The sequence below is a fragment of the Duncaniella muricolitica genome, from assembly GCF_910574735.1.
GTDB classification, from domain to species: Bacteria; Bacteroidota; Bacteroidia; order Bacteroidales; family Muribaculaceae; genus Duncaniella; species Duncaniella muricolitica.
The window spans coordinates 34,939-48,869 of sequence record NZ_CAJTCF010000025.1 but is presented as its reverse complement, the minus strand read 5'-3'; the positions used below and the strand labels follow the sequence as shown (position 1 = coordinate 48,869).

9 protein-coding genes are annotated in these 13,931 nt (G+C 52.5%); all 9 read right to left on the bottom strand.

The window, feature by feature from the left end; translation table 11 throughout:
* Positions 1 to 193: 193 nt before the first annotated feature.
* Positions 194 to 2,287 (bottom strand): dipeptidyl-peptidase Dpp5, encoded by a 2,094-nt coding sequence (gene dpp5, locus QGT73_RS07290; RefSeq protein ID WP_280121984.1) that lies wholly within the window; start codon positions 2,285 to 2,287, stop codon positions 194 to 196.
* 145 nt (positions 2,288 to 2,432) lie between these two features.
* A complete protein-coding gene (locus QGT73_RS07285; protein ID WP_123617090.1) occupies positions 2,433 to 3,377 on the bottom strand; it encodes a ribose-phosphate pyrophosphokinase in 945 nt (314 codons plus the stop codon).
* A gap of 161 nt (positions 3,378 to 3,538) precedes the next feature.
* Positions 3,539 to 4,612 carry an RluA family pseudouridine synthase gene (locus QGT73_RS07280; RefSeq protein WP_280121986.1) on the bottom strand — a complete coding sequence of 358 codons (1,074 nt, stop codon included), beginning with the start codon at positions 4,610 to 4,612 and terminating at the stop codon, positions 3,539 to 3,541.
* A 1-nt stretch (position 4,613) separates the two neighbouring features.
* Entirely contained in the window at positions 4,614 to 5,216 is a 603-nt protein-coding gene (locus tag QGT73_RS07275; protein WP_280121983.1) for a PASTA domain-containing protein, read from the bottom strand.
* Positions 5,213 to 7,600: an endopeptidase La gene (gene lon, locus QGT73_RS07270; RefSeq protein WP_280121982.1), complete on the bottom strand. Its 2,388-nt coding sequence runs from the start codon at positions 7,598 to 7,600 to the stop codon at positions 5,213 to 5,215. Before lon ends, QGT73_RS07275 begins: the two co-directional genes overlap by 4 nt.
* A 185-nt stretch (positions 7,601 to 7,785) precedes the next feature.
* A complete protein-coding gene (gene thiH, locus QGT73_RS07265) occupies positions 7,786 to 8,895 on the bottom strand; it encodes a 2-iminoacetate synthase ThiH (protein ID WP_123617094.1) in 1,110 nt (369 codons plus the stop codon).
* Between the two features lie 28 nt (positions 8,896 to 8,923).
* Entirely contained in the window at positions 8,924 to 11,203 is a 2,280-nt protein-coding gene (locus tag QGT73_RS07260; protein WP_280121981.1) for a hypothetical protein, read from the bottom strand.
* Positions 11,200 to 13,257 carry a peptidase associated/transthyretin-like domain-containing protein gene (locus QGT73_RS07255; protein ID WP_280121980.1) on the bottom strand — a complete coding sequence of 686 codons (2,058 nt, stop codon included), beginning with the start codon at positions 13,255 to 13,257 and terminating at the stop codon, positions 11,200 to 11,202. Before QGT73_RS07255 ends, QGT73_RS07260 begins: the two co-directional genes overlap by 4 nt.
* A 19-nt stretch (positions 13,258 to 13,276) precedes the next feature.
* Positions 13,277 to 13,831: a DUF3575 domain-containing protein gene (locus QGT73_RS07250; RefSeq protein ID WP_123617097.1), complete on the bottom strand. Its 555-nt coding sequence runs from the start codon at positions 13,829 to 13,831 to the stop codon at positions 13,277 to 13,279.
* Positions 13,832 to 13,931 lie beyond the last annotated feature (100 nt).

The window sequence follows — 13,931 nt, the reverse complement described above, 5'->3', positions numbered from 1 at the left end:
TTGGTACGGTATATTAGAGTGTGGGAACTATAATATAGTGCGCCCTTTGCTGAATGCGCTGTATTTTTATTATTTTACTGTATTATTAACATCTCGAAATAAGTTTGAACAACTTCATAAACAAAGACAAAAGTTTTTTTGTCTTTGTTATAGATTGTGGACCTCTTCTGAGGATTGTGTTTATGCTTATGTGTTATTCGGCCTGAGCTTCCTGAGTCTGGGGCTTCAGCCAGCGGTCAAACCAGCGGAAGAAGAGTCGCTGCCACATTACAGCGTTCTGCGGTTTGAGTATCCAGTGGTTTTCGTCAGGGAAGATTACCATCTCGGCGGGAATACCGCGGAGCTTGGCTGCGTTAAATGCCATTTCGCCCTGCGATGAGAGGATGCGGTAGTCAAACTCGCCATGTGAAATCATGATAGGGGTGTCCCATTTGTCAACAAACTTGTGAGGGGAGTTGGCAAATGTGCGCTGGGCTGTGGCGTTGTCTTTTTCCCAGAAAGCTCCGCCCATATCCCAGTTGGCAAACCACATCTCCTCGGTCTCAAGATACTGAGCTTCCATATTGAAGATGCCGGCATGAGCGAGAAGTGCCGAGAAGCGGTGATCGTGGTTACCGGCGAGCCAGTATACCGAAAATCCGCCATAGCTTGCGCCGGTGGCTCCGATATGTTCGCTGTCAACATAGGGATACTGCTTCATGTAGTCGACTGCTGCAAGATAGTCGCGCATGTTCTGGCCGGGATAGTCACCCGAAATCTGGGCATTCCACTCGGTGCCGAAACCGGGAAGGCCGCGGCGGTTGGGGGCGATGATGATATAGCCGTTCGAGGCCATGAGGGCAAAGTTCCAGCGTGTGCTCCAGAACTGGCTGACAGCCTGCTGCGGACCACCCTGGCAGTAGAGAAGCGCGGGATATTTCTTGTTGGGGTCAAACTCCGGAGGATACACCACCCATACGAGCATTTCCTTACCATCGGTGGTGGGCACCATCTTCTTCTCTACGGTGGGCATCTTGAGCGAGCCGAGCAGCTCGGTGTTGACATTGGTGAGCTGTTTTACCTCGCCGTTGACCACACTGCATATCTCGTTGGGATAGGTCATGGCGTGACGGCGGGTGAATACAGTGCCGTCGCCGGCTATGTTGAGACCCGCGTAGTCACATACGCCGTTGGCGATTTCGCTCACCTCGTGTGACTCGGTGCTGATTGTAAACACAGGGGTCACACCATCCTTGTGTGCGATGAAGCAGAGTGATTTTCCATCAGGATTCCAGGCTATCTCATTGACGGTATAGTCCCAGTCGGCGGTAAGGTCGGTCTTTGTCCCTGAAGCCATATCGAGGGTGAAGATGCGGTTTTTGTCGCTCTCATATCCGTCATGTTCCATTGACAGCCATGCGAGGGTCGAGCCGTCGGGCGAGAACACGGGGTTGGTGTCATATCCCATCATGCCCTCGGTGAGATTGCGGGTCGAGCCGTCGGCTATAGTGTAGAGATAGAGGTCGGAGTTGGTCGAGATGGCATACTCTTTGCCTTCTTTCTTGCGTGATGTGTACACGAGGCTTTTCGAGTCGGGAGCCCAGGCAAACGATTCGATGCCGCCGAAGGGGAGCATGGGTGACTCATAGCGAGGTTCATCGGCCATAATGTCAATCACATTGGTGGCCTTTGCGCCGTCAAAATCGGCCAGGAAGGGGTGGGGGATTTCTGTCACCCACTGATCCCAGTGCTTGTACATCATGTCGTCGATGACACGACCGGTTGCTTTAGGCAGATCGGGATATATATCCTTGGCATCGCGTGAATATTTGATATTGGATATGAGCAGGAGTTTGGTCTCGTCGGGCGAGAATACAAATCCGCTTACACCTTTCTCGATGTCGGTCACCTGCTTGCGGCCGGAGCCGTCGGCGTTCATCACCCACACCTGAGCCACACCGTCGGGGGCATAGATAAAGGCGATTTTTTTGCCGCCGTCAATCCAGCAGTAAGAACTTTCGCTGCCGGAAGTGCGGGTGATACGTTTGATGTCCGAGCCGTCGGGATTCATCACATAAAGGTCCATATTGCTCCTGTTCTCCTCGAGACTCTCGTAGGAGATACCGAAGAGTACTTTGCTCCCGTCGGGTGATACTACGGGTGCGCCTACCGTGCCTAAGGCCTCAAGGGCACTTATGTCAAACACGCCGGTCGCTGATGTAAACTCGGGTTTGTCGATGATTTTCTCATCGCTACCCGCTGAAGCTGAACATCCTGCCAGTAAAGTTGCTACTGCTGTGGAGGCCATAATGTTTTTTAGAGTCATGGCTATTGGGTTGTAATAATTGAATTAAGGTCTGTATTGGTAAAAAAGAGTCAAGATAATAGGCTTGTGTCTATGAAACCATTATCTCAACTCTTTCAGACTTTATCGGACTTTTTCGAAGCCCCGCTTATTTTATAAGGTACTGTGACGAAATGGACTCGTGGGTGTGAACGCGACGTATAGTGTCGGCAAACAAACGGGCCACTGACAGTATGGTCACCTTATGACAGCTCTTGTTGAAGGGGATGGAGTTGGTAAACATCATCTCGACAAGTGCGGAGTTGTCCACGCGCTCCGAAGCCGGGTCGCTCATGATAGCGTGTGAGCAGAGAGCACGCACGCTGCGGGCTCCTTCGGCTTTCATGAGATCGGCGGCCTTGGTTATGGTGCCTGCGGTGTCGACCATGTCGTCGACGATGATTACGTCTTTGTCCTTTACGTCACCGATTACGGTCATCGAGGCAACGACATTAGCCTTTGCGCGCTGCTTGTGGCAGAGCACGAGGGGTACGTTGAGATATTTTGAGTAGCTGTTGGCTCGTTTGGCTCCGCCTACGTCGGGCGATGCGATGACAAGATTCTCAAGGTTGAGCGATTGTATATAAGGTATGAACACCGACGATGCATACAGGTGGTCGACAGGAATGTCAAAGAAGCCCTGTATCTGGTCGGCATGAAGGTCCATTGTGATTACGCGGTCTACGCCGGCTGTGGTGAGCAGGTCGGCCACAAGTTTGGCGGCGATTGATACGCGGGGTTTGTCTTTGCGGTCCTGGCGTGCCCATCCGAAATATGGCATCACTGCGATAATCGAGGCGGCCGACGCGCGTTTGGCTGCGTCAATCATCAGGAGAAGCTCCATCAGATTGTCCGAGTTGGGGAATGTGGATTGTACGAGATACACTTCGCATCCGCGGATTGATTCCTCAAACGAGACTTCAAATTCGCCGTCGGCAAAATACTGGATGTTCATCTTGCCCAGATCTACACCCAGGTCACGACAAATTTCCTCGGCCATGTACTGCGACTTGGTACCGGCAAAAACTTTGATTGGTGGAAGATTGTCAATCATAATATGTGATAATGAAGAGTTTTGGCTTGTCGAATATGGCACACCGTGCTTTCTGCGTGCAAAATTACGAAAAATCCACGTTACAACGGTGCTCCGACGGCACAAAAATTATATGCTCTTATATACAATAAGTGATTTTTTCGGCATGTGATGGTCCGCATCTAGATATGTGACGCGTAGTTACGCCATTTTTCTATGAGTGCGGTCATGTCGGATGGAATGGGCGCGGAGAAAAACATTTCCTCTCCTGTCACCGGGTGAACAAAGCCGAGAGTGCGGGCGTGCAGAGCCTGACGCGGGCATATTTCAAAACAGTTGGCTATAAATTTCTGATATGACCCGCTGCGCTCGCCGCGGAGTATTTTGTCTCCTCCATATCGGGCATCGCTGAATAACGGATGTCCATTGTGGGTCATGTGTACGCGTATCTGATGTGTACGTCCGGTCTCAAGCACACATTTGACCAGAGCGACATGCACAAAGTCTTCCAATACTTCGTAGTGCGTGACGGCATGTTTACCCGTCGGGTCGTCGGGGGGCAAGACGGCCATCTGAAGTCTGTCTTTGGGGTTACGGCCTATGTTGCCCTCTATGCGGCCGGCTGCCGGGGAGGGAACACCCCATACCAGCGCGTTATATTCACGCTTGGTGGTCTTGTTGAAAAACTGTTTGCCGAGATGTGTCTTCGCATCGGGAGTCTTTGCCACCACGAGCAGCCCTGATGTGTCTTTGTCAATTCGGTGTACAAGTCCGAGACGCGGGTCTGACACGTCATAGTCGGGATTGTCGCGAAAATGCCAGGCGAGAGCATTGACCAGAGTACCTGAATAGTTGCCGTGACCCGGATGCACGACAAGCCCGGCCGGCTTGTTGACTACGAGCACGGTATCGTCTTCATAAACAATGTCGAGCGGGATGTCCTCGGCTATAATCTCAAACTCATAGCGCGGACGGTCCATGACCACCTGCACCACATCAAGAGGTTTTACGCGATAGTTTGATTTTACCGCTTTCCCGTTTACGAGTATGCACCCTGCTTCGGCCGCCTGCTGCACACGGTTGCGCGACGAGTGTTCGAGCCGTGCGACGAGAAACTTGTCCACGCGCAGCAATTGCTGGCCCTTGTCGGCCACAAAACGGAAATGTTCATACATCTCTCCGGTGCCGTCTCCGTTGTTTTCCACCGACGGGTCAAGCATGTCAAGATCGTCGTTGTCGATATCCTGCTGCGCCATGTCAATCGAATAGGTCAAGATGTTCGACAGCTTCCTCTTCATCCGCGCCGTTTTCAGCGGTCGAGTCTGAAAGGCTGATTTCGGGCATACCCTGCCCGACTTCAAGCTCTATCGTGGCATTTACAGGCACACGGGCTCCCGGATGCAGACGCGAGCCTTTGTAGCGCACACTCAATACGAGATCCTTGAAGTCGCTTGGCACACGTCGTTCCACGATGTTGTGTATCTCCAGACCCTCGAGTATCGAGCGGGCCTGACGCAGAGATATATCGGATAGCGAGGGGAGTGTCACCATCTTGGGTGAGAAGGCGTTGATGGTGAGATACACCTCGCGCCCCTCTTTTACGATGGTTCCGGCTTTGGGATTTTGCTCTATCACGGTGCCCGGCTGAGTACGGTTGTCATATACCGAGTCGGCCACGATACCTTTCAGGCCCTCGGCCGTGAGCATGTCTACTGCGCGGTCATAAGCCAATGAACGCACTGCCGGCACTGAAATGGTCTCTCCGTGACGAGTCCATGAGTCAAGCCACAGCATGGCAAGCCAGCCGATGGCAATGGCTGCCACAATCATTAGCGCGAGATGTATAAATATTTTTTTCATTGCTCTTTGATGGCGATGTCAAACACTTCGTCGATATTTTTTACATAGTGGAATGTCAGCCCTTCGAGATATATCGGACGTATGTCCTCGATGTCCTTGCGGTTGTCGGCACACAGCACGATGTCGGTTATGCCGGCACGCTTGGCCGCCAATATTTTCTCTTTTATGCCGCCTACGGGGAGCACCTTGCCGCGGAGTGTGATTTCGCCTGTCATTGCCAGACGGTCACGCACGGGCCGGCCGGTGAGGGCCGAAAGTATCGAAGTGCTGAGGGTGATGCCTGCCGACGGGCCATCCTTGGGTATGGCTCCTTCGGGTACATGTATGTGGAGTGCATGAGTGTCAAACCACTCGCTGCTGATACCATATCGGCTGCTGCGCGAGCGTACAATCTGCGAGGCGATTACGGCCGACTCTTTCATCACGTCACCGAGGTTGCCGGTGAGCGTTAGCTTGTCACCTTTGCCTTCGGAGAATGATGACTCGATGAAAAGTATCTCTCCGCCGACGGCTGTCCAAGCCAGGCCGACTGCAACGCCGGGTATGTCGCTCACTTCGTAACGTTCGGGGGTGTATCGTTCTACTCCGAGATACTCGCGGAGATTATCGGGAGTCACCGTGAGTGAATATTCCTGTCCGCGCATCTTGTGGAGTACAATCTTACGCACCACTTTGGCTATCTGTTTCTCGAGCTGTCTCACACCGCTTTCGCTTGTATAACTCTCGACGATGCGGGTGATGGCTTCGGGCGTAAATTCAATCTCTTCCGCGCCAAAGCCGTTTTCAGTGGCCACGCGTGGTATCAGATGACGTCGTGCGATCTCGATTTTCTCCTCTATGAGATAGCCCGATATGTCGATTATCTCCATGCGGTCAAGCAGAGGCTGCGGTATGGTCGAGAGTGTATTGGCTGTGGCTATGAACAGTACGTGCGACAGGTCATAGTCGACATCGACGTAGTTGTCGTGAAAATGGCTGTTCTGCTCCGGGTCGAGAACTTCGAGCAATGCGGCTGAGGGGTCTCCCTTGAAGTCATTGCCGGTCTTGTCGATTTCGTCAAGAAGCAATACGGGATTGGAACTGCCCGCGCGCTTGATTGCATCAATTATGCGGCCTGGCATTGCTCCGATATAGGTACGGCGGTGGCCGCGTATCTCGGCCTCGTCATGCAGACCCCCGAGCGACACGCGCTGGTATTTGCGGTTGAGGGCACGTGCTATCGACTGTCCGAGCGACGTTTTGCCCACTCCGGGCGCGCCGACAAGACAGATGATGGGTGAACGGCCTTCGGGAGTATTCATCATCACGGCCAGTTGTTCGAGTATGCGCTCCTTGACTTTCTCAAGTCCGTAGTGGTCGCGGTCAAGAGTTTTCTCTGCTTCTGAAAAGTCGGCATTTACTGTGTCGAGCACGCCCCAGGGCAGATCGGTGAGCAGTTGGAGGTAGCTGTACTGCACTGAGTAGTCGGGACTCTGCGGATTGAGACGGCGCAGCTTCTCGATTTCTTTTTTGAATGCGTCGCGCACGTTCTGAGGCATGAGCAGGCCTTCGGCTTTTTTCTCAAACTCCACGCTGTCATCGTCATTGCCATACAGCTTGTCGCGCAATACCTCAAATTCATGCTGGAGGTAATGGTTGCGCTGCTGTTCGTCAATATTCTTCATGGCTTTGCGACGTATCTCGGAGCGTATTTCCGAGAATTGCTCCTGACGGGCTATGAGCGACATGAGATGCATGGCTCTGTCCTTGAGACGTGAGTGACGCAGCAGATCCATCTTCTCGTGCAGTTCAAATCCTGCGTGGGTGCATATGAGGTTGATCATCAAGGGAGGCGCGCTGAGATCCTTGATGTTGACCATGAGCTCGCTCGGGTTTTCACCATTCTGTCCGAGGATACGCAGTGTGGTCGAGCGTATGTCCTCGACAAGCACGGCAAACTCTTTGTCGGTGGGGCGGGGATTGGTCTCCCGACACTCCTTGACCGATACTGACAGCGCGCCGGGTATGGTTTCGCCGTTACCCGGACCGGTGACTTTAACCTTGCTGCGGGCGTTGAGTATGGCGGTGTGTGTGCCGTCAGGCAGCTCGATGACTTTTACGACATCGGCCACCACGCCATAGGGGTAGAGGTCCTTTACATCGGGATTCTCTATAGCCGGATCAGTCTGGCAGAATACGCCTACAGGTATGCTCTTCTCATAGGCGGCGTTGACTGTACGCACTGTAAGCTCCCGCCCCATCATAATGGGAAATGTCACCTGCGGAAAAAGCACCATGTCGCGAAGTGGTATCACAGGCAGGTCGTCAAGAGTCGGTGCGTTGTGCTGTATGTCGGAAGAGAGGTCAATCTGACCGATTGATATTATCTTAGTATTGTCCTTCATTTACAATCGTGTAGTTAAACCGATAATTGCGACCCCAAAGTTACAAAAAATCACTCACCTGACAAAATTCATCTTCACTCCTGTATGCTTACTCGCGCAACTATATGGCATCCTGGAAAAAGAAACGTGTAAAATCCCTTAAAGCGGGGATTTTACACGTTAAGAATAGTCATTCAGACTTTTGTTCAGTCAAAAATTTTGTCCCAGTCTTTCCACACAGCCTCATAACCGAGTTTCCTTATTTCTTCGGTCACGGCCTTGGGCGAACGCGGGTCGGATACCTCAAACTGCTCAAGGGCGTCGGGAGTCGAGCGGTAACCTCCGGGCTCGGTCTTGCTGCCCGCACTCATGGATGTGACTCCGAGCTTCATCATGTTGGCGCGGAATGTCGGATTTTCACGGGTGGAGTAGGAGATGTCGACATCGTGGTCAAAGATGCGGAATGCAAATGTCACCTGGGCCAGTTCGCGGTCGCTCATCACTACCTTGGGCTGATAGCCGCCCTCGGCAGGACACATGCGCGGGAAGTTGATGCTGTATTTGGTCTTCCAATAGTTCTTGCGCAGATAGCGGAGATGGCGTGCGAGCATGGTGAGGTCGGTGCGCCAGTCCTCGAGGCCGATCAGCACACCCATACCTATCTTGTGGACTCCGGCCTGTCCCATGCGGTCAAAACCGTTGACACGCCAGTCAAATATCGACTTCATGCCTTTGGGGTGATAGTTACGGTAGTTGGCCTTGTGATATGTTTCCTGAAAACACACCACGCCGTTGAGCCCGCTGTGTGTGAGTCGTTCATACTCTTCAGTGCTCATGGGGCCTACCTCGATAGTGAGATTGTTGAAGTAGGGGCGAGCAGTCTTGAGCACTTCTTCGATATAATCGGCTCCGTTGATTTTGGGGTGTTCGCCTGATACGATGAGTAGGTTTTCAAACGGGCCGAGCTCGCGTATGGCCTCACACTCGGCGCGCACCTGATCCATTGTCAGTGTCACGCGCGTGAGCGGATTATTGTGGTTGAATCCGCAATACACACAGCAGTTTGAGCAGGCGTTTGATACATACATGGGGATGTACATTGATATTGTCTTGCCGAAACGCTCAAGCGTATAGCGGTGACTGAGCTGAGCCATCTCCTCCAGATACGGCTCGGCGGCCGGTGAGATGAGAGCCATGAAGTCTTCGACACTCAGATGCTCTTTACGCAGTGCCGCACGTACATCGGCGGCTGTTCGCGTGGAGATGAAACGGGTTGTCTCGTCCCAGTCGTATTTTTCTAATTCTTCTGAAAACATATTACTCTTATATCTGATACTGAAATTTTTAGAATCGATATGAAATGCCCACCGGCAATCGGCCTACACCCACGAAATGGTGGTTGTTGTAGCGTGTGCCGTTGATGCGGGGTTGCCATACGGTCACCATCGGGGTCAGAGTCAGGTCAAGGTTGTCGGTGATGCGATAGCCGGCTCTTATGCCGCCTTCGATAGCCAATGCCGCTTTGGAGTTTTGGCATGAGCCCCAGCCGACACCGAGGCCGAGCATCGGGATGACCTCAAATCTACGCCCTGTCTCGCCTGTAAACACATTTGTGAGATTTAGCATATAGTCAAGACTGACAGTCTTGATTTCCTGATTACTGCGCGAGTTGAACGGCAGACAGTCATATGCAAAGCCGAGCTGGAGACCTGACGCGCCGGTAAGCCATCCTCCCGCTGCGAGCGAGAATCCTCCCGACACTTTGCGCATATTCGGTTGCGAGATGCTTTCGCTGTAGAGCATCGGGCTTCCGGCAAGGTTGACATAGGGGTGTAGCTCGCCGCCAAGAATGCCGGCAGTCGAGGCTGTGCGCTCGCTCTTGGTGCGGTTGAGCTTATAGCTGACACCGGCGAGAAAGCGCACTTCAGGATTATAGCGGCGTGTATAGTCGGGTATTGACAACAGTTGCAGTTGCGGTTCAAGAATAATGTCAACCGCGGGAGATACGCTTATACGTCCGCGCAGACCGGCCCTCGGGCCCCATATTATACTGTTACGGCCATGATTGTAGTTGGCAACTCCGGCCGTCAGACCTATAAATGCGTCGAGATCAAATGCGCGTTCGCTGTCATATCCTCCGGCGAGAGTCGACAGGCTCAGCATATAGTCGGCCGAAAGTGTGAGCGAACGATAGTTCGATCCCTTTCGTATGGTCTCATACTCTCCGCTGATGCGCCACGCACTCTCGGGTGTGTACCATTGACCAAAGCTGATTGTTGTGGTAAAACTGGGATACCATTCGCGTGAGCGCATGAGCACTCCGCCAAGCAAATCGAAGAAGTAGCGGCGCGATGAGAGAAATTCGCTATAATCAAACGATGACTTGTAATAGTCATAGCTCTCCGATGAGTTGAAACGGTATACAAGACCAACATTCACACCCGGCATGAATGCATAACGACTGCTTGTGGTTGTGATTTTTTTGTCAAACACTCTCACATTTGGCTCGAGATAAAGACCGACCGAAGGCGATACTTTCCACATTCCTTGCAATCCGGCATGCAGTCCCGGGAAAAACTTCTTGCCTTCGCCTGAGAGGTATACCGCGCTGGCTCCGAGCACTACATTTGTCTCGATTTTGCTGTCGGGATTGTATCCGACAAAGGCCGAATTGAGGTTCCACATATAGTCGAGATCGGCTATTACTCCATTACGGCGGTCTTGACCGATCTGTTGTCTGAGGGATGTGCCGCCTACCGAAAGACGCAGTCCGGCGGGCGCGCTGAACCATTTGCCTATCGACAACATTCCGGTCATGCCTTTGCGTTTGCGCCACTCCGAGGTGGAATTGCCGAGACCGACAACGCCGCCCGACACTCCGATGAATACATTGTCTCTGAAATAATCGTTGGAAAACAGTGAATTGTCAACACTGATGCCACGGCCGCCTGTCATACGGTATCCAAGGCCTACCATTACCGATGCATTCCAGTCATAACGGTGCCATGTCTTAACGTCATCAAGCCCATCAGTGTAAATGCCTATGCGGGGCTCTACATAGAGATAGGTGGATGATGTGACATAGAGTCTTGGTTGCAGTCCGATTCTCGCTCCACCGGCACCCCACAGACGATGTCCGTCACGGTGAAGTGCCTGGCCCTCGAGTCCCATTATGCCTATCAGCTCAAATCGGCGTGAGGGGTTGTCCTTACGAAGCAGGGCCGAAAGATTCATCATATAGTCAAGCGACAGACCTGCGAAAAAGGGACGTGTATCCTTCACTCCGTGGTGGCGTCCGCCGCTGATGCCAAGTCTCCATCCGTGCACCGGAGTTATCCAGTCGCCTATTGTCAGCCCCATGCGATAGCCGGCGTCAGAGAGTGACGCGCCGGTGAGATTGGCATTGGTGCGCATCCAGTCTGGACCGGCCTCGGCCGAAATGAACAGATGGTCACCGAAGCGTTTTTGCGGGAACTTTTCTGCTGGAGCCGGACGCTGGAGCACATAGTCGAGTGCATTCATGGTCGAGTCAATGGCTACCGGCGCACCTGTGGCAGCATAAGTTGCTGCCGGCATGACACAGGTGCCTATCATAATATATATCTTGCGTAATGTCGTTTTCATAACTGTACCTCCTCTTCTTCACGTTCTTCCATCAGGTCAATAAGGTCACCGTCTATTTTGGCGATTTCTATAAGCTCCGGCTTGAGACGCAGGGCGTTTTCGAGATGACTCACGGCCGCCATGTATTCGTCTACACGGTTGGCGGCTACGGCCTTGAGGTATTCCTCTTCGGCCGAGCCTCCGAGTTTGGATGCTTTGCGCCATGCCTGGTCATTGGCTTTGAGAGCCAGCAGTATCACCACTTCATTGACAGGTGACTCGGCTGCGACTTCCTGCATCGCACCCTCATAACGGCCATTGAACACGTCGGTGTATATCTTGGCTTTATGAAAACGAGGTGTGTCGGGAAGAAGCGAGGCGAGCGAGTCGGCTTCGAGATAATGATGTGAGGCGAGACACGCCGCTATGTGGTTGAGTCGGGCCTCGTCGGGTATTTTCTTAATCTTCTTGCCAGGCTGGAGATAATTGCCGAGCAGGTCATAGTCGGCCTCGCCGCGCTCGAGTTTCATGGCTGCAAGGTCGGTTGCGGCTACAAGGAAACTGGGATGGGTCTCCAGTGCTTTTTTCAGATACTCTTCCTTTTCGGCCGGAGTATTGGCTATATAGCGATACAGCCTGAAAAACTCGTAACGAGAAAGTGACTTCGGGTCGGTCTTGTACACTTCAGCGATTTCGTCATCAGTCAGATAGCGGAATTGAGAGGTAAGGAATTCGTAGCTTACCTTACGCATACGGGGAAGATACTTCTCGGGAATAAGTGACGAGTAGAACGGGAGCTTGCGTATTCTGACAGACTGGGCATCCATCTGACCGGGATATTTTGTGATTATATCGGCCACGGCGTCAGCCTCGGTGTTGAGACTGTCGGCACGGAGCATTGTCACGAGTGACTCCCACGGTTCGACCGATGCATCGCTTTTTACCTCCATGTAGCGGCGGGTGGTGGGCGAGAGATTATCCATGATGAGCTCGAGAGCCGATTGCATACGTCTCTTCGAGAGATCTACGTTTTTGGCATAGTTGCCTTCGGGCGAGGATGTCGAGTAGATATGAAAACTTTTGAGAGCTGCGTCCGGATCATTTTCGATGTGCTGCAGTTGGCTGAGTAGTGAGTTCATCTCGGCTCGGTTGTTGCCCTGGTCCATATAGAGTCGGGCGTCATTTACCTTGAATGTAAGCATCACATCGCCGCGAGTGTCGCGCATCTGCATCTCCGGAGTGGGATAGAATGTAGTGTCGGTCACTTCGGTGCCGAGCAGACTGTACTGAAAGAAGCGCATGGGGTTGACCGTTCCGCGCGATATGGTGGTGGTATCGCGGTAAAACACGCGATTGTAATTTTCCATCGCCATGAGCATGTCGCAGTGAAAGTCCTGGTCGGGATTATCGAGATACACCGAGTCGCTCCAGAATATCATATCGTCTTTGTGGCTGGAGTGTTTCTGCACTTCGACATAAGGAGTGAGCGGGTCGGCGTTCAGATTGAAGTCGAGCATGCGATCCTGAGTGATGTTGTAACGTCGTCCGTCAAATACGAGCGGTTTGAGATACCACATCTTGTTGGCCGTTACGTTATAGAGTGCCGGCTGTATGATCAGTCGGGTGGACGAGTTGAACAGTCTGTGGGGTACTTTGACACGGGTCTTGATGTGGGCATAGTTGCCTTTGATTTCGATGTCGGTAGGCTCGGGGGCTACGGTCTTGAGTTTGCCTTTGGCCTTTACGAGCACCTCATCAAGAGTGATTGACGAGGCGGTTAGCACTACGTCAATGGCAAGACGGCCCTCGACCGGCACCTCGGTGTCCTCCATGCCGAGGATCGAATAGGCGAGTTTGCCGTCACTGTCGATGATTACGAGATATTTGCCCTCTTCGTTGGTGCTGGCGAGCAACTGGTCTGTCTCCACATTGTAGATACACACGCCCTGGAGCGGTTCGCCTTTGGTATTGGTCACAATGCCGCGCACATTGATGTCGCGGGCACTCGCGGCTGCCGATGTCAGCATGATAGCCGCGAGCGAAGCATAGATGCGTCGGGTGATAGTCATATACATATCTTTTATTTCGCGGTTATCAATTTAAAATATAAGAAAACGAGATGCCGGTGCCGACAGGCGCGGGCAGCCAGCGGCTCATATTGCGGGTGAGGGGCTGTCCTTCGTTGTAGAGATAGTCATATCCCCACACGCGGGCTAAGCCCAGGCCGAGTGTAAACTCCACATTCCAGTGACGGTTGAGCACGAGTGCATAGCCATAAGTGAGTCCTGCGGCAAATTCGTTGCCCTTGTAACAGTGTTGACGCATACGCACATTGAAGACGCCTCCGCTGAAAGCTACGCCCATGAAGTGGCGGGCCATCGGTCGGTTGAACCAATAGCGCAACGAGGGTTCTATGCGTATGTTTTTAAGCATTATGTCTGAGCCGTAGGGCGTTTTACTAAAAGGGTTTCCGGCAATACCGATTTCAAATGTGACCCTGCGTGACAGCCGGGTGTCGAGCGTAAGGTTGGGAGACATCAATACCCAGTCGAGGGTATTAGTTTTCAGTGCCACTCTCTGAGCCTTGGCCGGGAGTGAGCATAGTGAGAATGTGAGAATAGAAAGGACCCACAGTATCCTATTGGTCATTACAAACAAAAATAAGTCGTGAAAATGAAAAAAATAAGTCGTGTGTAAAGAGTCGTGTAGAGGAGAAGGGCGGCGCAACTGCCGCACCTTTACGCGCGAG

Excerpts from the sequence above, each read along its gene's own strand:
- dpp5 (WP_280121984.1), bottom strand. The coding sequence starts at position 2,287 with ATGGCCTCCACAGCAGTAGCAACTTTACTGGCAGGATGTTCAGCTTCA.
- QGT73_RS07285 (WP_123617090.1), bottom strand. The coding sequence starts at position 3,377 with ATGATTGACAATCTTCCACCAATCAAAGTTTTTGCCGGTACCAAGTCG.
- QGT73_RS07280 (WP_280121986.1), bottom strand. The coding sequence starts at position 4,612 with ATGGCGCAGCAGGATATCGACAACGACGATCTTGACATGCTTGACCCG.
- QGT73_RS07275 (WP_280121983.1), bottom strand. The coding sequence starts at position 5,216 with ATGAAAAAAATATTTATACATCTCGCGCTAATGATTGTGGCAGCCATT.
- lon (WP_280121982.1), bottom strand. The coding sequence starts at position 7,600 with ATGAAGGACAATACTAAGATAATATCAATCGGTCAGATTGACCTCTCT.
- thiH (WP_123617094.1), bottom strand. The coding sequence starts at position 8,895 with ATGTTTTCAGAAGAATTAGAAAAATACGACTGGGACGAGACAACCCGT.
- QGT73_RS07260 (WP_280121981.1), bottom strand. The coding sequence starts at position 11,203 with ATGAAAACGACATTACGCAAGATATATATTATGATAGGCACCTGTGTC.
- QGT73_RS07255 (WP_280121980.1), bottom strand. The coding sequence starts at position 13,257 with ATGTATATGACTATCACCCGACGCATCTATGCTTCGCTCGCGGCTATC.
- QGT73_RS07250 (WP_123617097.1), bottom strand. The coding sequence starts at position 13,831 with ATGACCAATAGGATACTGTGGGTCCTTTCTATTCTCACATTCTCACTA.